The 20,696-nt window shown below is 63.5% G+C and carries 14 protein-coding genes; 13 read left to right on the top strand and 1 reads right to left on the bottom strand.

Features of this window, described 5'->3' with window-relative positions; translation table 11 throughout:
* Positions 1-204: 204 nt before the first annotated feature.
* Entirely contained in the window at positions 205-975 is a 771-nt protein-coding gene (locus A7W11_RS18475) for a maleate cis-trans isomerase family protein (RefSeq protein WP_066416779.1), read from the bottom strand.
* 784 nt (positions 976-1,759) lie between these two features.
* Between A7W11_RS18475 and ssb the strand changes: the two genes are divergently transcribed.
* From ssb to A7W11_RS18415, 13 genes are all read left to right on the top strand, one after another.
* The gene (gene ssb / locus A7W11_RS18470) at positions 1,760-2,299 is read left to right on the top strand and encodes a single-stranded DNA-binding protein (RefSeq protein WP_066416772.1); all 540 of its coding nucleotides are present in this window, start codon (positions 1,760-1,762) and stop codon (positions 2,297-2,299) included.
* A 58-nt stretch (positions 2,300-2,357) separates the two neighbouring features.
* Positions 2,358-2,771: a thioredoxin domain-containing protein gene (locus A7W11_RS18465; protein WP_066416769.1), complete on the top strand. Its 414-nt coding sequence runs from the start codon at positions 2,358-2,360 to the stop codon at positions 2,769-2,771.
* A 22-nt stretch (positions 2,772-2,793) separates the two neighbouring features.
* On the top strand, positions 2,794-4,890 hold the full coding sequence (locus A7W11_RS18460; RefSeq protein WP_066416766.1) for a ParB/RepB/Spo0J family partition protein: 2,097 nt from the start codon (positions 2,794-2,796) through the stop codon (positions 4,888-4,890).
* A gap of 84 nt (positions 4,891-4,974) precedes the next feature.
* A complete protein-coding gene (locus A7W11_RS18455; protein WP_066416762.1) occupies positions 4,975-6,279 on the top strand; it encodes a DUF3560 domain-containing protein in 1,305 nt (434 codons plus the stop codon).
* 118 nt (positions 6,280-6,397) lie between these two features.
* Positions 6,398-7,264 (top strand): hypothetical protein, encoded by an 867-nt coding sequence (locus tag A7W11_RS18450; RefSeq protein WP_066416759.1) that lies wholly within the window; start codon positions 6,398-6,400, stop codon positions 7,262-7,264.
* Positions 7,265-7,286: 22 nt separating this feature from the next.
* A complete protein-coding gene (locus A7W11_RS18445) occupies positions 7,287-7,481 on the top strand; it encodes an antitoxin VbhA family protein (RefSeq protein ID WP_066416756.1) in 195 nt (64 codons plus the stop codon).
* The gene (locus A7W11_RS18440; RefSeq protein WP_066416752.1) at positions 7,462-8,379 is read left to right on the top strand and encodes a Fic/DOC family protein; all 918 of its coding nucleotides are present in this window, start codon (positions 7,462-7,464) and stop codon (positions 8,377-8,379) included. Before A7W11_RS18445 ends, A7W11_RS18440 begins: the two co-directional genes overlap by 20 nt.
* Before the next feature lie 197 nt (positions 8,380-8,576).
* Entirely contained in the window at positions 8,577-8,804 is a 228-nt protein-coding gene (locus A7W11_RS18435) for a hypothetical protein (RefSeq protein ID WP_066416751.1), read from the top strand.
* A gap of 380 nt (positions 8,805-9,184) precedes the next feature.
* The gene (locus A7W11_RS18430) at positions 9,185-9,823 is read left to right on the top strand and encodes a DNA methyltransferase (RefSeq protein WP_066416747.1); all 639 of its coding nucleotides are present in this window, start codon (positions 9,185-9,187) and stop codon (positions 9,821-9,823) included.
* A 2-nt stretch (positions 9,824-9,825) separates the two neighbouring features.
* Positions 9,826-10,263 carry a hypothetical protein gene (locus A7W11_RS28460; protein WP_082887354.1) on the top strand — a complete coding sequence of 146 codons (438 nt, stop codon included), beginning with the start codon at positions 9,826-9,828 and terminating at the stop codon, positions 10,261-10,263.
* 354 nt (positions 10,264-10,617) lie between these two features.
* A complete protein-coding gene (locus tag A7W11_RS18420; protein ID WP_066416738.1) occupies positions 10,618-10,935 on the top strand; it encodes a hypothetical protein in 318 nt (105 codons plus the stop codon).
* 838 nt (positions 10,936-11,773) lie between these two features.
* On the top strand, positions 11,774-12,250 hold the full coding sequence (locus tag A7W11_RS28065; protein WP_156523149.1) for a hypothetical protein: 477 nt from the start codon (positions 11,774-11,776) through the stop codon (positions 12,248-12,250).
* Positions 12,251-13,270: 1,020 nt separating this feature from the next.
* Positions 13,271-20,680: a S8 family serine peptidase gene (locus A7W11_RS18415; RefSeq protein ID WP_162270288.1), complete on the top strand. Its 7,410-nt coding sequence runs from the start codon at positions 13,271-13,273 to the stop codon at positions 20,678-20,680.
* Positions 20,681-20,696: the final 16 nt, after the last annotated feature.

The following is a 20,696-nucleotide window of genomic DNA, read 5'->3' as shown; positions in this document are numbered from 1 at the left end:
ATGGCCAAGTGGTCCCTGTAACTGCGTCATGCTACTCCAAAAAAGAAGACAACCGCAGGCTTCTGCTCGCAATTTACCTTGAACCCAAGCAGGCGCCGTCGGCGCACCACCGGCTGGCCACGTCGCCACTCCGATCTCAGAAGGCGCAGTTGGCCTTGTATCTGTGGCTTGGCGACCGACCTCGGCTTTTTCGCTGCCAGGCTTTCATCCCGCCTTCGCGGCAGCGGTGCCATGCGCTGACGCTTCGTTACGGTGTGCGGGGCCCGCCAGGAAACCAGGTAAGGGCAGGTGCGCAGCGCGCATGAGGGACAAGATGGTGGCCTGGTTCGCCGTGATCACGGGCACCGCCAACTCTGCCAGCAGGTACGGCACTGCCTCCCGTGCCCGCCATGCGGTGCAGGGCAATAGCACGGCGTCGGCACGCCGATCGGCATGGCGCATGACGTGCTCGAAGATTTCGCGCGGGGTCTGGGTCCACAGCGGGGGCGATTGCGGCGCCGGACGGGTGTCGCCCACCAGGTTCATGACCTTGGTACCGGCATCTTCGAGAAAAGCGTGCAGCACCTCGTTGTTCCAGCTCGGGTACGGGGTGATGACCGACACCCGCCAGGCGCTCAGCTCGGTCAACCGATCGAGGATCGCCAAGGACGGCAGCACCACCGGGCATCCAGCCTCTTCTTGCAGTCGGCCGCGCAGTTGCATCGCACCGGCACGCTGCTCAAAAAAAGAGGCCGTCGTAAAGCCGTAGGCCAGCGCATCGGGACGAATGCGGGCGAGTAGCGCCGCACCCGTCACCGCGGCCACATTGGCCTCGATCATCGATTCGGCGCACTCCGTGGGATAGGCGCGGCGCGTCGCGACCCGATGGCTATGGACGGTGGCGTGCCCGCCGAGGTCTCGCCACAAGTCGGGCTCGAACGTGACATTGCCGGCGGGCACCAGCGCGCCGATCCTGGGCAGAGTGGTGTCGCTCAACGGCATCTCAAGTCCTCCGTGGTATGCGGGCGGGTATCGCCAGGCGAAGCAACCCAGACCCTGTTCCGATCATAGACAAAACCCGCGCGCTCGTGTCGGCCCGTGCCGTCGCCTAACGGGGCGAGGCCTGCAGTGCAGTGAACCGCTCGCCAGTGGGAATAGAGCAAAAGGAGCGGCGATTTCGGTATCAGCCTCTGCCGCAATCCTTTGGCACAACGTGTTGACACGGCGGGCGTGGCCGCATGGCCTGGTGGCCATGCGGCCGGGCTGGCGCGCTGGCGCGTCGAGCCCGCAAGCGGTCTCGCCCCAGGCCCCGGGTCTGCGCCCGTGGGCCGGGCTTTCATCCCTCACGCGAATTGCACCCCCCACAGGCGCCAGCGGCGCTACGCGCTGACGCCTGTCTTTGCGGCCTGGGGGCCGCGGGTTAGGGGCCGCAAGCGGCCCTGCGGCGCTCGCCGCGCGGCCAGCTTCACAGGCGACAGGCAAGGGCCAAGGTGCGCCAAGCCTGCGGTTCGGGCCCGTAAGCACCGACCGTACCACGCTGGTCCGTCGGTCAAGGGGGTGTTCATAAAAGTCGGCGCGAACCGCGCCCGCCGACTTTTACAAACCTTCCCCCATTGCCCGCCCGCCCTTGCGTGGTGACGGCACGGCACGGGCGCGAACTCACAGGACTGGCGGCATACACCGACGGCCCCGTAGTCGCAGCTGAAGCTGAAACCCCCACGTGGGGCGGAATCTTCAGGCCCGGTCAGCCCAACCCCCAAACCCCGCAAGGAGATTCATCATGGCATCCGTCAACAAGGCAACCATCCTCGGCAACCTCGGCCAAGACCCCACCATCCGCTACGCCTCCAACGGCGCGGCAATGGGCAACCTGTCCATTGCAACGACCACCCGCTGGAAAGACAAGGAGACCGGCGAGGTCCGCGAAGAAACCGAATGGCACCGCATCGCCATCTTCAACCGTCTGGCCGAAATCGCAGGCGAATACCTGCGCAAGGGCAGCGCGGTCTACATCGAAGGCCGGCTGCGCACCCGCAAATGGCAAGACCCCGAAAGCGGCGCGGATCGCTACACCACCGAAATCGTGGCCGAAAGCCTGCAAATGCTCGGCAGCCGCGAGCGTAGCAACACCGAGCCTGATAGCGCCCCGGCCCCCGACGCACAGGCCGAAACCGCGCAGCCGACCGACACGAAGCCGCGCTCCCCGCGCAACACGCGCCGCCCGGCCCGCAACAAGGCTGCAAGCGCCGCCGATGCCGCCGCGACCGCAGAACCGGCTGCCGCCCTGGCAGCCCTGGACGATTCGGACATCCCGTTCTGACGCCCGCACCCGGCCACCGTCACGGTGGCCGGGCGGCACCCCGCACAGGAGTTTTGCAATGCAAGTGAGCCTCTACACCGATGCGCAGATCACCAGCCGCCTGACCACGGCTGCGCTGACCCGCCACGGCATCGCCTTCAACACGATATCGGCCAAAGCGCAGCGCGAGTCCCTGCGCGCCGCAGGCATCGGCGAACTGCCCGCCCTGTACGCCAACGGACCCTCTGCCCGCGTGTCCTGGTCGGGCTATCGCCCGGACCTCATCACGCTCTTGGCCGAACTCGTCGCGCACGGCCCGCTGGCCTCGGCAGACCTGACGGATAGGGACAAGGTCGCCCGCGCCGTGCTGACCCGAGAGCAGGCCGTGGCCTGCATCCGCGCCCATCAATTCAACCCCGCCGACTTCTTCGCCAGCCACGGCAATAGCCCTCTGTACCGGGGCAGCGTGGTTTCCCACTGGCTCGGCTACTGACTTGAATACAAGGAGCATCACCATGAAAGTGACCAATACCGAACTGGCAGCCGTGCAAGCGGCCAGCCCGCGCCAGGACATCGCCCACAGCGCCTTGCGCCTGACCGACAAGTACCAAGCCCGGCCCCGCGAATCGCTCAAGACCGACCCCGAGGTCCGCGAACTGCGCGCCACCATCGCCGCAATGGGCGGCATGATCCTGCAAAACCTGATCGTCGTGGACAACGGCGACGGCACGTATGACGTGTGCGCCGGGGGCCGACGCTGGACGGCCCTTTCCATGCTGATCGAGGCGGGCGAACTGCCCGCCGACCATCCGGTGCCGTGCCTGATCATCCCGGCACGCCATGCGCTCAATGCCTCGCTGATCGAGAACATCGCCCGCAAGGCGATGCACCCGGCAGACGTCTTCACCACCTACGCCCGGCTGCGCGCCGAGAACTGGTCGGTCCCGGAAATCGCCATCGCGCACGGGGTGAGCGAAGTGGCCGTGCGCAAGCTGCTGGCCCTGGGAGAAGTCGCCCCGGCCTTGCTCGCGCAGTTTCGCAAGGGCAGCATCGAGCTGGCCGACATGCAGGCGCTGGCATCGGTGCCTGACCATGCGCGCCAGCAGGCCGCGTGGCAAGCGGCCCGCCACAACCATCCCTATCGCCGCGCCGCGTACATCCGCCAACTGCTGGCCGACGCGGAGATACGCGGCGATTCGGTCTTGGCCCGCTATATCACCGTCGCGGCCTACGAGCGCGACGGCGGCAACGTGCGCCGCGACCTTTTCGCCAAGCGTGGCGAAGACGTATACCTGACCGACGTCGACAAGGTCCGCGTGATGGTCGTGGACAAGCTCAAGCGCAGCAAGCTCGCCCGCACCGTGGGCAAGGAAAGCTGGGCTTGGGTCGAGTTCGCACCGTCCTTTGGCCATGAGCAGCGCAGCGAGTACGGACAGGTGCAGCCCGTCAAGCGCGAGCCTACCGTCCAGGAGGCCGCCCGCTTGCAAGAGCTGGACGCGCAGTTGGACGACCTGGACCAGCGCATCGATGCCATGCGCCCGGCCTGGGAGGACGACAGTGACGAGGACGAGGCTGGCGACGAAGACGACGACCAGGACGACGACCAGGACGGAGAAGACGCAGGCCAAGACGCGCAACTGGCCGCGTTGCAGCGCGAACGGCTGGTGCTCGGGCAGCAACGCCATGATCTGCTGCGCGCCTTGCGCGACTATCCGACAGAGTTCAAGGCCCTGGCCGGGACCATCGTGTATCTGGACGCCTCAGGTGAGCCTGCGGCCAGCCGGGGACTGGTGCGTGAACAGGCGCGCGAGGCCGTCGCCGCCCTGGTCCGCGCACACGGCGGCACCGAGGACGCGACCGATGTGCAACTGCCGCGCACCAAGCAGCGCGCCGAATTCAGCGCGCCGCTGGTCAGGCGCTTGCAGGCACAACGCACCATCGCCCTGCAAGCCGAGGTCATGATCCGGCCGCAATTGGTCCAGGCGCTGCTCATCGAACAGTTGCTGGGCAGGAACCCGGGTACGGATGTGTTCGACCTGCGCGCCGACAGCGCCCATGATGATCTGTGCGCGGTCGATGATGCGATGCGAGACAGCCCCGCATGGCGCGCCGTGCAAGAACGCTATCGGACCGTCATGGCCGATCTGCCCGAGGACGAACACGCCGTGCTGCCCTGGCTGCTCGCGCAAAGCCAAGACCGCCTCAATGCCATGCTCGCCTTGTTGCTGGCACGCATCGTCTATCGCCGCGAGGCCCGCAGCCAAGCCGCGCCTACCGAGCACCTGGACCGGCTGGCCGAACTGGTCGACCTGGACATGACGACATGGTGGACCGCGACAGAACGCAGCTACCTGGGCCACGTGTCCAAGGCGCAGATCGCCCAGGCCGTCACCGAAGGGCGCGACCCGAGCAGCGGGGCGAGCATCACGGGCATGAAGAAGGCCAACGCGGTCCAGACAGCCCAGGCACTGCTGGCTGGCACCGGCTGGCTACCCGGCCCGCTGCGGCGTGTGCCGGTTGCGACTGATCCGGCCACCACCGACCCGGGCACCACGCAAGCGTCCCCCGACGTGGCCCCGGCCGAGCCGGACCCAGCCCTGGCCACGGTCTGAGCGCCCGCTGCGCGGCGCGGTCCCGATCAGGACCGCGCCGCGCAGGCTGCTCGCCCACGCCATCCCACTGCAAAGGACACCGTCATGCAAGACTTTACCGCCACCTATTCGCCCGAAGACAACAAGCTGCGCCTGTACAGCACGCAGCGTCTGGATGCGGACAGCTACGCCCGGGTCATCCAGGCAGGCTTTCGCTGGGCCGCCAAACAGCAGGTTTTCGTCGCGCCCATGTGGACGCCCGAGCGCGAAGACCTGCTGCTCGAACTGTGCGAGCACATCGAGCCCGAAACCACCACGGTGGCCGAGCGCGCCGCCGAGCGCCGCGAGAGGTTCGAAGACTATGGCGAACACCGGCGCCGGGACGCCGAGTCCGCACGCGCCCGGGTCGATGCGATCACCGCGCACATTCCGCTGGGCCAACCGATCCTCGTCGGCCACCACAGCGAAGGCCGCGCCCGGCGTGACGCCCAGCGCATCGAGCAAGGCATGCGCCGCGCCATCCAAGCCAGCGACACCGCCCGCTATTGGGACTGGCGCGCCCTGGGCGCAGAACGGTACGTCCGCCTGAAGACGGATTCGGCGGTGCGCCATCGCCGCATCCGTACCCTGCAGGCCGAGCAGCGCAAGCACCAACGCACCATCGCGCAAGCGAAAGCGGATCAGCAACGGTGGTCGGCTCCGGCCCTCTCGACAAAGGACGCACTACAGGTCGCCATCGTCGCCAGCGTATCGCAGTCCTTCCCGCTGGCCGACTATCCGCGCCAGCCCCCAGCCTCGCAGTACGAAGGCCCGATGTCCCTGTATGCCGCGCTCAAGGACGAGATCCTCGACGTCGCGCAGGCCCAGCGCATCGCGCTCGCACAACTGCAAAAGCTGCTCACCCGTGCCCAGCGCTGGCTCGCCCACGTGACCGGTAGGCTCGAGTACGAACACGCTCAACAGGAACCCGAGCCACCCGGCCCAGCCCAGCAGTACGAACTCCAGGCGGGCGGCAGCGTGCTGGTGCGCGGCAGTTGGCACACCGTCCACCGCGTCAATCGCAGCGCCGGGCGCGTGGTTTCCCTGGCCATCAATGCGCCCGCTGCCATGCATCGGACCCGAACGATGAAGGTCGGGATTGAGGACATCAGCGACTATCGGGCACCGACGGCCAGCGAGCAGCGGCAGGCCAAGGCCCCGCCTATCGTCAACTACCCAGGCGAAGGCGTACTGTCCGTGACCGCTGCCCAATGGCGTGACACCCACCGTGACTACAAGGGGGTTCACACGGCCCAGGCGTCTGCCGAGCATGGCGCTTATCGATGCCGAATGCTGATGCAGCACGGCGCATCGCATCAGGTGTATCTGAGCGACAAGCCCCGGGTGGCGCGACCTGCCCCCCCAACGTGAGGGCGGGCAGATCAAATGTTGCAGAACACGGTTCATCGGGATGTCGTGTGCTTGCGGTAGAAAATGACGGACTACCCGCCCCTCGAATCCGCACCTAGCGCGTTTTAGGAGTTGATCCATGAAAGCCGGTCTTGTCCTCGTGGTCCTACTGGGCAGCTTGGCGTTGACGGCTTACACCTATGGGCCATTCCTGAACGCGCAAGGCAACCACGATGGGGCGCGCACCGTGCCGCGCGGCCAGCAGACCCCGCAGTCCAACGCCCTGCGCCAGCAGTTCTGCCAGGCGCGGGGCGGGGTGGACGTGACCGACGAAGGCGATGTCACGGTATCGGCCGGGGCGGCGCACGTTATCGTGTGCCAGTTCCCGCAAGGGTCCCCGCCCGATACCGGCGGCTATGTGCCCATCGATCCGCTGCCCGAAGGCAAAGCGCTCTCGCCGGACGTGCCGCTGCGCCCCGCACCGCCCTCGATGCCCGGCACGCACGGCGCACGGGACGATGGCGCGCGGCCGTATTTCGGTTTTATCTCCGAATCGTCGCTTGACGATCCCGCGATCGCGATCTATCCCGTCAATCAATTCTCAGTCGCGACCGGGCAAAGTTTCTATGCTGCCGGCACCTTCGTCTTCGCCAACGTGACGCGCCCCACGCCGGTCAGCATCCGTGCGGCCATCCCAGCGCTGAACTGCAGTTGGCTGTGGGACAGCGACATTCCCAAGGACGATACGACGATCACCGGCTACATGGCATGCCACGCGTGGCGTCGCGGTGGACACATCACGCACATTACGGCGTGTGTGGTCGATGCTGCATGCACGCTGGATCAGGGGGCAATCGTCATCGCCCCAGGGAGCGGATTGCCCGACAGGCGCGCCAGCGAGACTTTCGCCGTGCGAAAGTGGTCGGATACTTCGGGCCTCGTCGGCCCTGACGGGCGCGACGCTACGCCGCGCCACCGCATCGCGCAGCATCCCGAAATCTCGTAAAATAAAGGCTCCAGGAGCCGCCATGCTGACCCCCCAAGAAATCGCACAACGCCAGCGCGCCGTCGAAGATGCGCTTGCCAGCCAACGGCTCGAAGGGCTGGAACCTGATGCGCAAGCGCTGCACCAGATGCAGCAGTATGTCCAGGGCCATGTGGAACTGGCCGACATTGTCGCGATGTTCTCGCGTCGAGTCGGCAATGGCGAAGTACACGTCTGACGACACTTATACGGACCCCGATTCCGGCGTTCTCGTCAACCGGCTGGGGATCCATGACGACGCCCTGCTCGCCAAGATCGAAGCGACCTACGCGATGCTGCGCGCCACAGAACTGGCGCGCCAGCCGCTCGCGGGCAACTTCGATCTGACCCACCTCCAGGCCATCCACAAGAAGCTCTTTGGGGATGTGTACGACTGGGCCGGCCAGATCCGTACCGTCGATATCGCCAAGGGCGGGACGCAGTTCGCAAGCGTCCACCACATCGAGCGCTACGCGCCCCAGATCACCGGCCCGCTGGCGCGCGAGAACTACCTGCGCGGGCTGGACGCCGATACCTTCAGTCAGCGCGCCGCCCACTACTTGGGCGAACTGAACGTCTTGCACCCGTTTCGGGAAGGCAACGGCCGCACCTTGCGGGCTTACATCGGACAGTTGGCGCAGCAGGCCGGCTATCACATCGCGTGGTCCGGTATGACGCGTGCGCAGATGACGCAAGCCTCGATCCAGGCCTATCACGCCGGACCGGACCTGCTCGCCGATCTGATCCGTGCGAACCTGCGCGACGTGGCATTCGAACAGGCCGTGGATCTGGCCCGCGCCAGCGGCCATGAGGCGGCGGTCTCGCTCGCGCAGCCAGGACATACCTACCTGGGCTCTGTCGTCGGCCATACCGACAGGTATTTGGTGCAGACGGTGTCCGATGCCCCGCAGGCCGTCGTGCTGCATCGGCGGCAGGCCTTGCTCGGCGGCAAATCGCTCACGCCAGGTGCCGCCGCCGAAATCCGCTATCCCCACGGCGATGTGGGCCTGGTCCGGCTTGCGCCGGACGGGCTCGAGCGCCGGGGCGACGCGCCGCATGAACGTCAGCGTCAGGCCGATCGCGACCTGGAGCGTTGATCTGGCCACGGGCAGGGTAGGGCGGTCCTGCATCCCGGTACCCTGACACGGCGATCCGGCGCGCTCAAGGGCGGCGCGACAACGGCGGTGCCGTTGCCGCTTGCGGCCGTCGGCCGGTGCTTCGCACCCCTTGACCGCGGCGGCTGCGCCGCGTTCCCCGGTTCCGGGCATGCCCGCCCGATAACCGGAGATCCACGATGAGCCTGTTCAACGTTTGGCGCTATGGCGCTGCCATGAAAACCACCGTCATCGCACGGGACTGCCAGCAGGCTGTCGATCGGTTCTGCCAACATCACGGCTACGCCGATCACGCCGACTACTGCCGCCAGCACCGCCTGGCGCAGACCAACATCCACGTTCAAGCCGTGCATGCGCCATGCCAGGCACGCGGCGGTTGCTTTGCAGGTGATTGCTGCCTGCGCTGATCCGGCATGTAGCGCCCCGCGCGGGCGCTACTTCAACGCGGCGGCCGCCAGGCCGCATTTCACGGCCGCATCTCACGCCCACCCCGCAGCCCCGCAGTTGCTGACCGGCTCATCCCGAACAGACCTTCACGTACTTTGCACTGCCCGGTGCCCACCGTCGCCGAGGGGGCCTGGCGCACAGGCACCGATCAGCTCGCTGGCGCTTGTAGCTGATCGGTGCCTTGCAAGGGCTTTCGCGGCATAAACGGTCCCCCCGGCTGCGCCGGGACCTACCATTTATTCCACGTCCCTTGCGCGCGTGTGGCCCGCCTCGGCGCGGTCTGCCCCGTGCAGTGCAAAGGGGCGGACAAGCCGCCCCGGCTGCGCGAGGGAGCCTACTCATGGGCCGATTCATCCTGGGCGACTGCCTGAAAGTCCTGCCCGAGTTTCCAGATCAGTGTGTGAATTTCATCCTGACCGACCCGCCGTACCTGGTCAATTTCCGCGACCGTAGCGGGCGCAGCATTGCCAATGACCAGAATGGGGATTGGTTGCTGCCAGCGTTTGCGCAGTGCCATCGCGTGCTGCGTCAGAACGCCCTGTGCGTCTCGTTCTACGCATGGAACCGCGTAGATCAGTTTTTTGCGGCTTGGCGGAAAGCCGGATTCCGGGCGGTCGGGCATTTCGTCTTCACCAAGTCGTATGCCTCCAAAACCCGCTTTGTGCGCTACCAACACGAGGCCGCGTATCTGCTGGCCAAAGGCCAGCCGGATATCCCCGCCAGTCCGCCGCCGGATGTGCTGGCCTGGAAATACACCGGCAACGCGCTTCATCCTACGCAAAAACCGGTGTCGTGCCTGGCGGCGCTGGTTCAGGCATTCACGCAGCCCGGCGACATTGTGCTCGACCCATTTGCGGGCTCGGGATCGACATGTGTTGCTGCGCATCAATGCGGGCGGCGCTATGTGGGTATCGAGCTGCAAAGCGAGTATCACGCCGCCGCCGTGTCGCGCCTGCAAGCGGCCCACAAGGAGAAATAATCATGGCGAAAGTCAAATTGTCGCAGGCCGCACAAAATCAAATCAACGAGGTAGCGAACACGCTGCTTAGCCTTAATCTGACAACCACGCGCGGCTATCACGAACACTCTGTCAGGTCGATCAAGGCTGCGCTCGAAGCGGCGTATCTCGCCGGCATGGTGGATCACTACCGAGGCGATGAGCCAGGCACTACCGATCAAGGAACCAGCATGGATAACACCAGCGAGCAGCAATTGATGGACTATCTGCGAGGCTACGCGCGCAGCAACCCAGCCAACTTGCACCAGTTGCGCGAGTACATGCACTGGCCGGCGATGGCGCGCGCGGAACGGGACAAGCGGGCAAGTCGCCTGCTGGACGTATTGCCCGATGACCTTCTGCACGCGATTGCCGAAGGTGAGCTTGACGTCAATGCCGTAGCGCGGCGGCTGGACGGATAGCCGTTGTGGCCCTGCGCCTGGCGTGGGGCCATTGCCAATTCAGGGGCCGCCGCTGGTGGTCCGATGGCGCTCGCCGAGCAGGCCGAGCCAGTCCCGCAACTGCGGTTGCGGGCCGCTGCCACGCCCGCCGTTCATCACCCAACTTCACCGACCTTACCACGTCGCGCCAGCCTGCAAGGGGGCATTCATAAAGGCCGGCGTCGCTGCGCGCGCCGGCCTTTACAAACCTTCCCCCTATTCCGGCTGGCTTGCCGTGGTCACGGACGGCAGGGTGACGAACTAACAGGACGGGCGGCATAGCCCTCGATGCCGTCAGACAGTCGCGCACGGCGCGTATGCTCTTGGAGCAACATCATGCAGCAGGACACCGCAACAACTCCTTCCACTGACCTGCCGTTCATGCACATGGACGGCTTCAAACTCCGCTGGCTGTATCTATCGGGTGCCGAGTGGGCGCAGGTATACGCATGCCAGGAAGCCTACGCCATGGGGCGATACGACTTCCAAAGTGGCGAGACTGCACCGCCTCCCCTGTTGGCCGACATATACGCATTGGCGAGCCATTGGCGCGAGGGCTATCGCGATCAGGAGCAAGCGTATGAGATATCGCAGTGCGCCTGTTGCCAGAACAACCTCGACGATGCCAATCCTTGCTCGGTGCATGGCCGATAGCCAGCCACCAGCGAAGCCACCTTGCCGGCGGGAAGCCGCGAGATTGTTTTAGGCGTGCGATGGTGGCCTGCAGCATCCCCACCAGCCGATGGCTGGCGGGGCCGTCTGGGTGACGCTGCGAGGCGCGCTGCGCGAGCCCCGCCAGGCTCCCCGACCCTTAAGGATCGGCCACCGCAGGGCGGCGGCACGGCCCTTAAGGCTTTCGGAAAGCCTCACACATGACGCACCCGGCGGGTGCCGCAAGTGCTTGATTTTTCGGGGATGCACGTCTCGTCCAAAAAAACGACGTGACACACGATGGGCGCAGACTTCGTGATGAGCCAAGCCTGGCGCGGCTTTGCTGTGGCACAACTGTCGCCAGTCGGCGTTGCGGCGCTTGTGTGCAGGCCGGAATGGGTCGAAAAGGCGCCGTGTCGGCGTTGAACCTGCTGCGTGGCGATTCGTTCAGGCACCGGACCGATTCGTCGGGGCGTCGCGGTGGCTGCAATTAGGAGCCAGACAGATGGCGCTTTGGCGCAGCGGGCCGGGTAACGTGCAGGCCCAGCCACCGAAACACTCCGGCATGAGTGTCATTAAGTCAAGCACCAAGAATACTAGAGGGGTGCGCTCCGACAATGTAAAAGAAATCCGCATGATTCTACTAATTTCTGTAATAAATGAAGTGGTAGGTATGTAAGAGGCAGAGTGCCGTCACGAAATATTCATTGGATGGTTCGCCGAAACGCGGGTAGCGTTACCCAAAAATCGCAGTAGCCGTCATGGTGCCGAGCACAACGCTGGGAAAGTATTTGATGAAAGGATAATCGTGAATAGGTTATTTCTAGGAAGCCTTTTCGCTATGTTGCTTGTCGCTCTTGGAGCATGCAATGGTTTTCCTTCGATAAGTGGTCCGCCTACCCGTTACTACGACAAAGAAGAAGAGGGCCTCTTGTTTCAAGCAGTAATTCCTGCTCTGGACGAAATGGCCATGGGCAGGCAAAAAACAGTTGGCTTGAACTTTGGCATGGTCTCTAGGAATATCGAAAGAATATTTTCCGGAAAATCTATTGCGGAAATACTAGATTATTGGAAATTGCAGGGTGTCGAATGTAGTCAAGTTTCAGGCGCTGGCGGCGCAGTAATTATTTGCCGCGTCGAGCATCGGTGGCGAGAGGCTTATCCTGGTGGCGGGGCTAGGTGCCTTGATCCAAATGGCGATTCCAGTAAAACGTATGGGCCCCCATGCAAGGCAAGCTTACGTTTGTTCCATAAGTTTTATACGATCGAGGGCTCCGTGAAAGTCCTCACAAGTACACGCTTCAAGGATATATCGTGAGAGATCAGTGCAACGTTGAGGTAAATGCTTCAATCCGAGTGCTCCTGAATCTTGGTGCGGTAGTGCTCCTAGCCGGGTGCAATGCGTGGCCACGGGTTGTTAGGCCTATAGATGATTTCTCCAGTGTACATAAGAATATTTTTTCACAAGCCACAATACGTTTTCTGAGCGCGGTGCCTGTTGAAGGAAAAACTTCGTTTTCAGAAGAGGATGTGTCAAAGGAAATAACTGCCGCTATGGCTGGGTGGAGCTTGGAAAGAGTAAAGGCGTATGTGGAGAATAATGGCGGAAGGTGTTTCATACAGGGGCCACTAAATTATTCACGTCTATCCTGCGTTATTTACTACTCCTGGAAAACAACCTATCTTGATGCTAGCGATTGGTGTCGAAAATACGGCACAGAGGAAAAGTATCGTGCTCCTTGCCATAATGGAGTAACAATACGTTATGGCATTGAATTTCGGGAAAACAAGATACATTCCGTTTCGCACAGGAAAATTCTAGCAGACACGGATCCACCCATTTATTGATTTTCATTAATCCTCGGAGTATGTCATGGCATTTCGTATCGAAGCGCGTTCTTACCGAGTGGCAGGGGCAGGCAGTCACGATTATTGGGTGCTGATTGGAGACGATGGCAAAGTGATTGCTGAGTTGCATGGAAAAGCCTACGCTGCAGGCATTCCAAGCCGACCCATTGCAATTGGAACCAAAGAGAGCGATCGGCTTGGAATGTACCAATACATATCCGATATTAGTTATGTGGATAGATTTGAGCAGGCGGCCGGATCAGGGCAAGGCGCGTACACATTTTTAACGAAATCCCAAGAGCTTGATGACTCTCCAACTTTCCAAACTATAATAACTGGCCCTAAGGAAGAGGTTCTCGCCCGGTGGGAGAGTGCTCTGGCAGTTCAATCTTTGATTAATGGGAAGAATCTAGGCTATACTCCTTGGGGTTTCAGCATTTGGGGGGCTACGACGAATAGCAACTCAATTTTTGCGACTACCGGCGATGTGATGGGCCTCACATTCTCGGATTTCCCGGGTGTGCTAGAGCCGGGATTCGACACCCGAGTGCTGAGCAGCGGGCAGATTGAGGAGCGCAAATACGATCCATTGAGAGCAATAGGAGTTTTTCCTATCGATGTGGATGGCATTGACAAAGCCCCCAACGGCTCCGAAGATCCGCTCCTTGATCTAATCAACACCATCAATCAAGGCGCGTCGCAACAGCCGGTGTCCGATGCCACTTATGCTCCCAACTCAGTCGGGATCGTTGCCTCCGGCAGTAGCTGGATCGGCTCGATGAACACGAGCTGGGCCAACTCCCTGACCGGATATTTCTACACGAATGCCGGCAGTCAGCTGGGTAATGGCAACAGAATCGGCAACCATAACCTCAGTAGTACGCGGCAACTGTCGCTGGATGTCACTTCAGCCAACGAGTACCTCATCAGCTACCAAGGAAGCGGCAATCGCGCCGCGGTAGACAATCAAGCCGCGATTCTCACCAACTATGGTTCCAACGGGCGATTTATTCCCGTCGATCCACTCGTTCTGGATCTGAACGGTGATGGCGTCACGCTGTCGAGCTATGCCGACAGTAACGCGCTGTTCGACGTTGACAATGACGGCGGCAGCCGTGAACACACGGGTTGGATCAAGGCCGCAGGGACGAATACCGACGGTATCGTCGTTCATGACTTGAATAACGACGGCTTGGTCAACGGCATCCAAGAAACGTTGAGTGAGTACTACAAAGGGGTTGCTGGCACGGGTGGTAATGCTGGCACCCGGCCTTATGCCGATGGCTTCGCTGCATTGAAATCGCTCGACAGCAATAATGACAATGTCTTCAACAACCAAGATGCGGCGTGGGGCCTGCTTCGGGTCTGGGTGGATGCAAACGGTGACGGCCTATCTTTTATCGACGCCAATGGCAATGGCATCAAAGATGCCAGCGAGACGTCCGAACTGAAGACCTTTGCCGATCTGGGCATCACCAGCATTAACCTTGCGCGTACCAATCAAAGCGGCTTGGTGAATACGGGTAATGAAGTGCTCGCCACCGGCACCTATGTACGCAATGGAGTGAGCCGCGCCGCGCAGGCGGTAAGGTTTATCGCCAATCCGAACGGTACGCAATTTACCCGTACCGTCAACGGCAGCACACTGGTGACGCAGGGCGATGAAAGTGCCGCCGAGGTCCGCAGCCATGTCAGTGCCGTCAATACGAACCAAACGCTGTCGGCGGCCACGCTGGGCGTGCAGAATATCTACGCGGGTGGCGGCAACGACACCTTGACCGGAGATGCCGGGGCGAACTGGCTCTCCGGCGGCCTCGGAAGCGATACGTTCAATGCAGGCGCGGGCGATGACGTTCTGCTGATTGACGCTGATGATCTTCAGCAAAATATCAAAGCAGGCGCCGGGTATGACGTCTTGCAAGTTGTCGGTTCCAAAGGCGTCGTCATCGACATGGCCCTGGCCGAGGCTGAATTGATGATAGGTGGGAGCGGCCACGATGTGATTACCAGCAGCGGCCGTCAATCCATCTTTGTCAATGCCGGTGCGGGCGACGACATCATTATCGGCAGTACGACCAACGATTCACTGTCCGGTGAGGATGGCGCCGATTTGATCATGGGCGGCGCAGGCAACGATTTGATCCGTGGCCACCGAGGCCAGGACGAATTGCATGGAGGTAGCGGCGACGACGTTCTGGACGGGGGACTGGAAGACGATCAACTGCGCGGCGATGCCGGCAACGACGTCCTGATCGGCGGCGGCGGCGATGACACGCTCGACGGAGGCGATGGCATCGACGCCGCAGAATACTCCGGCTCCTACGCCGACTACCGCATCACCAAACTGAACGACAGCACCTGGCGAGTCGTCGACACCCGCAGCGGCCGCGACGGCGCCGACACGCTCACCAATATCGAAAAACTCAGCTTCTCCGACATCAGCAACGTCGATCTGACCATCGGTAGCCCGCTACCCGTCAAAGACCTCCTCACCGTCAACAGCAGCGGCCAGACCCTGAGCCGCACCGCCGCCCACCTCATCAGCAAGACCCAACTGCTGGGCAACGACCGCGACTGGGACAGCGCCTCCGGCCAACTGAGCATCGTCGAAGTGCTGGACGCGCAAGGCGGCACGGTCAGCCTGACCGCCCAGGGCGACGTGTTGTTCACGCCGGACGCCAGCTACACCGGCGTCATGAGCTTCAAATACCGCATCCAGGACGAGAACGGCCTATACACCCAGGTCACCAACACGGCGACCGGCGAAGCTGAGGCCATGAAAGCCGCCGTCTATCTGCAGACCCCCGATCTGCCCGCCGATCCGCTGGTGGCCGAGCAGTGGTATCTGACCGACATCAACGTGCTGCCCGTCTGGCAGGACTACACCGGCAAGGGCGTGCGCATCGGCCAGTTCGAGCCGGGCGGCCCCTATGCGACGACGCAGGAAGTCTTCGACTACCGCCATCCTGACCTGCAGCCCAACGTCGACAAAGCCTGGCTCAATACGCTGGATGCGCAGGGCGCGAACCACGCGCCGCAGACCTTCAGCAATCATGCCACGATGGTGGCGGGCGTCATGGTCGCGGCGCGCAACGGCGAAGGCGGCGTGGGCGTGGCCTATGACGCGACGCTGGCGGGCCACTACATACAGGGCGAAGGCCTGGCGCTCACGCAACTGAGCGCCGAAATCACTCAGGCGCTCGCCCAGTTCCGCAACTACGACGTCGTCAACAATTCCTGGGGCGCGTCGAGCAATTTCCTCATCAACGTGGTGCCGGCCGGCACGGTGCAAAGCGGCATCTTGGATGCAGTGTGCTACGGACGGGACCAACTGGGAACGGTAATTGTCATGGCCGGCGGCAACGACCGGCAAGGCGGCGCCAATACCAACACCAACGCCTTGACGGCCAACCGGGCCGTCATCACCACCGGCTCCATCAATGCGCAGGGCGACCTGGGTACGCTGCTGTTGGGCCAGAAGCCGTTCAGCAACCCGGGCGCGTCTATTCTGGTCTCAGCGCCAGGCAGCAACATCGACAGCACCAGCCGTGAGCTGATCACCGACAATGGTTCGACTTTTGGCACAGACTACGCCGTCAGCGAAGGCACGAGTTTTGCCGCGCCGATCGTCTCGGGCATCGTGGCCTTGATGCTCGAGGCCAATCCGAATCTTGGCTATCGGGATGTCCAGACCATCCTCGCCATGACCGCCACCCGGGTCGAAGATCCCAACGGCACGGATTGGACCATCAATAAGGCGACGAACTGGAACGGCGGCGGCATGCACGTCAGCCACGACTACGGCTACGGCAAGGTCGATGCTCGTGCCGCGGTGCGCCTGGCGGAAACCTGGCAAGGCCAGAACACGCAGTGGAACGAAACCAGCCAGTCCCTGGCCAGCGGCGCCCTGAACGCGGCCATTTCCGATACCGGCGCGGTGCTGGCGCGCACGCTGGCGATGGCGGCGGGCCTGACGGTGGAAAGCGCCCAGGTCACGGTAAACCTGACGCATGCCAACTGGGGCGACCTGATCATCAAGCTGATTTCGCCCTCGGGCACCGAGAGCATCCTCGTGAACCGTCCCGGCAAGGCGCCGGGCAGCGGCGCCGAAGACCGCGGCGACAGCTATGCGGGCTCGACCACGATGAACTTCAGCTTCAACACCACGCACCTGCGCGGCGAGGACAGCGGCGGGACCTGGACGCTGCAGGTCATCGACGCGGCGACGGGCCAGACCGGGACGCTGAAGGACTGGAAGCTGGACCTGTACGGCTCGTTGCCCGACGCCAACGATCTGTACGTCTACACCAACGAGTTCGCCAGCGCCGCGGGCGCTGCGCGCGCAACCCTCGCCGATACCGATGGCGGCACGGATACCCTGAATGCCAGCGCGGTCACGGGTAACAGCGTGATCAATCTGAACAGCGGTGCGGCCAGCACCATCGCCGGCCGCGCCTTGCAGATATCGGGCCTGATCGAAAAGGCGTTTGGCGGCGACGGCAACGATACGATCACCGGCAATGCGCAAAACAACGTGCTGTCGGGCGGCCGGGGCAACGATACGCTGTCGGGCGGCGCGGGCAGCGATCGCCTGGAAGGCGGCCGGGGCAACAACACCCTGACTGGCGGCGCGGGCAACGACCTGTTCATCGTCCGGCGCAATCCGGGCGGCACCGATACGATCACCGATTTTGCGATGACCTCCGGCATCGAAAAGATCGTGCTGGTAGGCTTCGATGCGATTCCCGACTTTGCCGGCCTGACGCTGACGCAATCGGGCAGCCATGTGCGTGTCGCGCTGGGCGACGGCCAGGTCTTGGTCCTGAATAATACGACCGTGGCCGCGGTGTCGGAGCAGAACTTCGCGTTCGTTTCCGTGCCGCATCTGCTGGAAGAGTACGTCGCACGCTGGCAGAACCCCGCGATCGTGACCGGCACGTCGGGCGCCGACGAGCTGCTCTTGCCCGACGGCGCAGACCTAAGCATCTTCGGCTTGGGCGGCGACGACTATATCTCCTCCATCTCGCCGAATGATCTGATCGACGGCGGCAACGGCAACGACACCATCCTCGGCGACGAGTATGGCTACACGCCGTATCCGGGCAGCGACTGGATCGAAGGCGGCGCCGGTGACGACGTGCTGGACGGCGGCGAAGGCGACGACATGGTGGTCGGCGGCAGTGGCAACGACGCGTTGAGCGGTGGCGATGGCGCCGACTACCTGATTGGCGGATCGGGCGACGATTACCTGGGCGGCTTCGCGGGCAACGATATCCTGACGCTGGAAGGCGACATCGGTACGCTGGCGCCGGGCCAGTACCAGATGTACGGCACGCGCGAAGGCGGCACGGGCGCGGATCTCTTCAAGGTGCTCAAGCATGGCGGCGGCGTGGCGGGGCGCGTGGTGTCGGGCAGCGAGATCAGCGCGTCCAACCTGATCGCCGATTTCGAGGTGAATGTCATCGGCGAGCAGATCGACCTGACGGCGCTGACCTGGTTGAGCACCTTCAGCGAGTTGACGTTCGAGGATTGGCAGGCCGGCGGCGTGCCGGTCGTGACGGTATCGGCGCTCAAGGGCGCCGACAGCTTGTACTTGACGCTGTACGGCGTGAGCGCCGCGCAGTTGCAGGCCCGCCATTTTGTGTTTGCGGGCGGCGTGCCGGGCGGACTGATCGGCACGGCTGGCGCCGACACGTTGGTGGGCAACGCTGGCGCCAATACCCTGGATGGCCGGGGTGGCGCCGACACGATGACCGGGCGCACGGGCGACGATACCTATATCGTCGACCATGCCGGCGACAAGGCGATCGAGCTGCCTGGCGGCGGCTACGATACGGTCCAGTCCGCCGTCACGTATACGCTGCCCGAGAATGTCGAGGCCCTGTCCCTGACGGGCACGGCGAACATCAACGCGACAGGCAACGCCGAGCGCAACCGCCTGCGGGGCAACGCGGGCAACAACCGCCTGGATGGCGGCGCCGAGGCCGATGACATGGCCGGGGGCAAGGGCAACGATGTCTACGTCGTCGACAACCAGCTCGACACGGTGACGGAACAGGCCGGCGAGGGCACGGATACGGTGCAAGCGTCGGTGTCGTGGACGCTGGGCGACCACTTGGAGAACCTGACGCTGACGGGCTCGGGCCACATCAACGGCACGGGCAACGCGGCGGCCAACACGCTGACGGGCAACACGGGCGACAACGTCCTCGATGGCGGACTAGGGGCCGACCGTATGGTTGGCGGCGCTGGCAACGACACGTATTACGTGGACAGCACGGCCGACGTCGTTACCGAAGCCGTCGACATGGGCATCGATACGGTCTACACCAGCGTGAATCTCACCCTGGCTGCGAACGTGGAGAACGGCATGCTGGTCGGGCAGGCTGCCACCCTGACCGGCAATGCGCTGGACAACACGCTGGTGGGCAATGAGCTGGCCAACACGCTCAATGGCGACGCCGGCAATGATCTGCTCGATGGCGGGGCGGGCGCCGACACGATGGCGGGCGGCGCGGGCGACGATACCTACTTTGTGGATCATGCCGGCGACGTGGTGACGGAAGCGGCCGGCGCGGGCAGCGACCATGTCTACGCATCGGTCAACTGGACGCTTGCGGCCAACGTCGAGAACGCCACGCTGGCGGGCAATGCAACGGCGTTGAACGGCAACGCGCTCGATAACCTGCTGATCGGCAACGCGCTGGCAAATACGCTCAACGGCGGGGCAGGCAACGATACGCTCGATGGCGGGGCGGGAGCGGATGCCATGAACGGCGGCGCCGGCGACGACATCTACTACGTCGATCATGCCGGCGACACCATTGTCGAGGCGGCCGCGGGCGGCATCGACACCGTTCACAGCGATCTGGCCATCAATCTGGCCGTCCTGGGCGGCGGGCAGGTCGAGAACGCGGTGCTGGGCGGCTCGGCCGCCGTCAACCTCACGGGCAGTGCGCTGGCCAACCGGCTGGAGGGCAATGCGGCCAACAACGTCATCAACGGCGGCGCTGGCGCCGACGTCATGATAGGTGGCGCAGGCAATGACACCTATTACGTCGACAATGCGGCGGATGTGGTGACCGAACTAGCTGGCGGAGGCACGGACACGGTCTACAGCTACCTGTCCGCGTACATACTGGGCGCTAACGTCGAGCGCGGCCGCATCCTTGCCTCTGGCGCTGCCGATCTCACGGGCAATGCCGCAGCCAACCTGATCTATGCCGGCGCGGGCAACAACCGCATCGACGGTGCGGCTGGCAACGACACGGTGAACTACCAATACGCTACATCGGGCGTCACGGTGAGTTTGGAGGTCACAACTGCGCAGGCGACGGGAGGGTCTGGCAGCGATACGCTGGTCTCAATCGAACACCTGACCGGCAGCACCTATGCTGACACACTGACTGGCAACGCCGGTGCCAATACGATCCAAGGTGGCGGCGGTAACGACACCATCGCAGGCGCGGCGGGCAATGATTCCTTACGTGGCGGCTTGGGCAACGACCACCTGAGCGGCGGGACTGGCAACGACACCTATCTGTTCGCGCGCGGCGATGGCCAGGACGTGATCGCCGAGAGTGACGCAACCGTAGGCAACCGCGACGTCGCAACGTTCGAGAGTATTCAGGCAAACCAGCTATGGTTCCGCCATGTCGACGATGATCTGGAGATCAGCATCATCGGCACGTCGGACAAGGTGCTGGTCGATGGCTGGTATTCGGGCGCCGCGCAGCGTGTGGAGGAGATCCGGGCGGGCAGCGCGTTGCTGGTCGACACACGGGTTCAGAACCTGGTCGATGCGATGGCCGCGTTCTCGCCACCGGCCAGCGGCCAGACGACGTTGCCCGCCGCATACCAGACCGCCCTCGCCCCGGTCATCGCAGCCAACTGGCAGTAAAGCCCTCGAGCAGGAA

This window comes from Bordetella ansorpii (genome assembly GCF_900078315.1).
GTDB lineage: Bacteria > Pseudomonadota > Gammaproteobacteria > Burkholderiales > Burkholderiaceae_B > Bordetella > Bordetella ansorpii.
This window is presented reverse-complemented; position numbering and strand designations above follow the sequence as displayed.

What these genes read in the sequence shown, in the direction of transcription:
- A7W11_RS18445 (WP_066416756.1), top strand. Translation starts at nt 7,287, where the DNA reads ATGCTGACCCCCCAAGAAATCGCACAACGCCAGCGCGCCGTCGAAGAT.
- A7W11_RS18430 (WP_066416747.1), top strand. Translation starts at nt 9,185, where the DNA reads ATGGGCCGATTCATCCTGGGCGACTGCCTGAAAGTCCTGCCCGAGTTT.
- ssb (WP_066416772.1), top strand. Translation starts at nt 1,760, where the DNA reads ATGGCATCCGTCAACAAGGCAACCATCCTCGGCAACCTCGGCCAAGAC.
- A7W11_RS18420 (WP_066416738.1), top strand. Translation starts at nt 10,618, where the DNA reads ATGCAGCAGGACACCGCAACAACTCCTTCCACTGACCTGCCGTTCATG.
- A7W11_RS18455 (WP_066416762.1), top strand. Translation starts at nt 4,975, where the DNA reads ATGCAAGACTTTACCGCCACCTATTCGCCCGAAGACAACAAGCTGCGC.
- A7W11_RS18465 (WP_066416769.1), top strand. Translation starts at nt 2,358, where the DNA reads ATGCAAGTGAGCCTCTACACCGATGCGCAGATCACCAGCCGCCTGACC.
- A7W11_RS28065 (WP_156523149.1), top strand. Translation starts at nt 11,774, where the DNA reads ATGTTGCTTGTCGCTCTTGGAGCATGCAATGGTTTTCCTTCGATAAGT.
- A7W11_RS28460 (WP_082887354.1), top strand. Translation starts at nt 9,826, where the DNA reads ATGGCGAAAGTCAAATTGTCGCAGGCCGCACAAAATCAAATCAACGAG.
- A7W11_RS18450 (WP_066416759.1), top strand. Translation starts at nt 6,398, where the DNA reads ATGAAAGCCGGTCTTGTCCTCGTGGTCCTACTGGGCAGCTTGGCGTTG.
- A7W11_RS18460 (WP_066416766.1), top strand. Translation starts at nt 2,794, where the DNA reads ATGAAAGTGACCAATACCGAACTGGCAGCCGTGCAAGCGGCCAGCCCG.
- A7W11_RS18415 (WP_162270288.1), top strand. Translation starts at nt 13,271, where the DNA reads ATGGGCCTCACATTCTCGGATTTCCCGGGTGTGCTAGAGCCGGGATTC.
- A7W11_RS18435 (WP_066416751.1), top strand. Translation starts at nt 8,577, where the DNA reads ATGAGCCTGTTCAACGTTTGGCGCTATGGCGCTGCCATGAAAACCACC.
- A7W11_RS18440 (WP_066416752.1), top strand. Translation starts at nt 7,462, where the DNA reads ATGGCGAAGTACACGTCTGACGACACTTATACGGACCCCGATTCCGGC.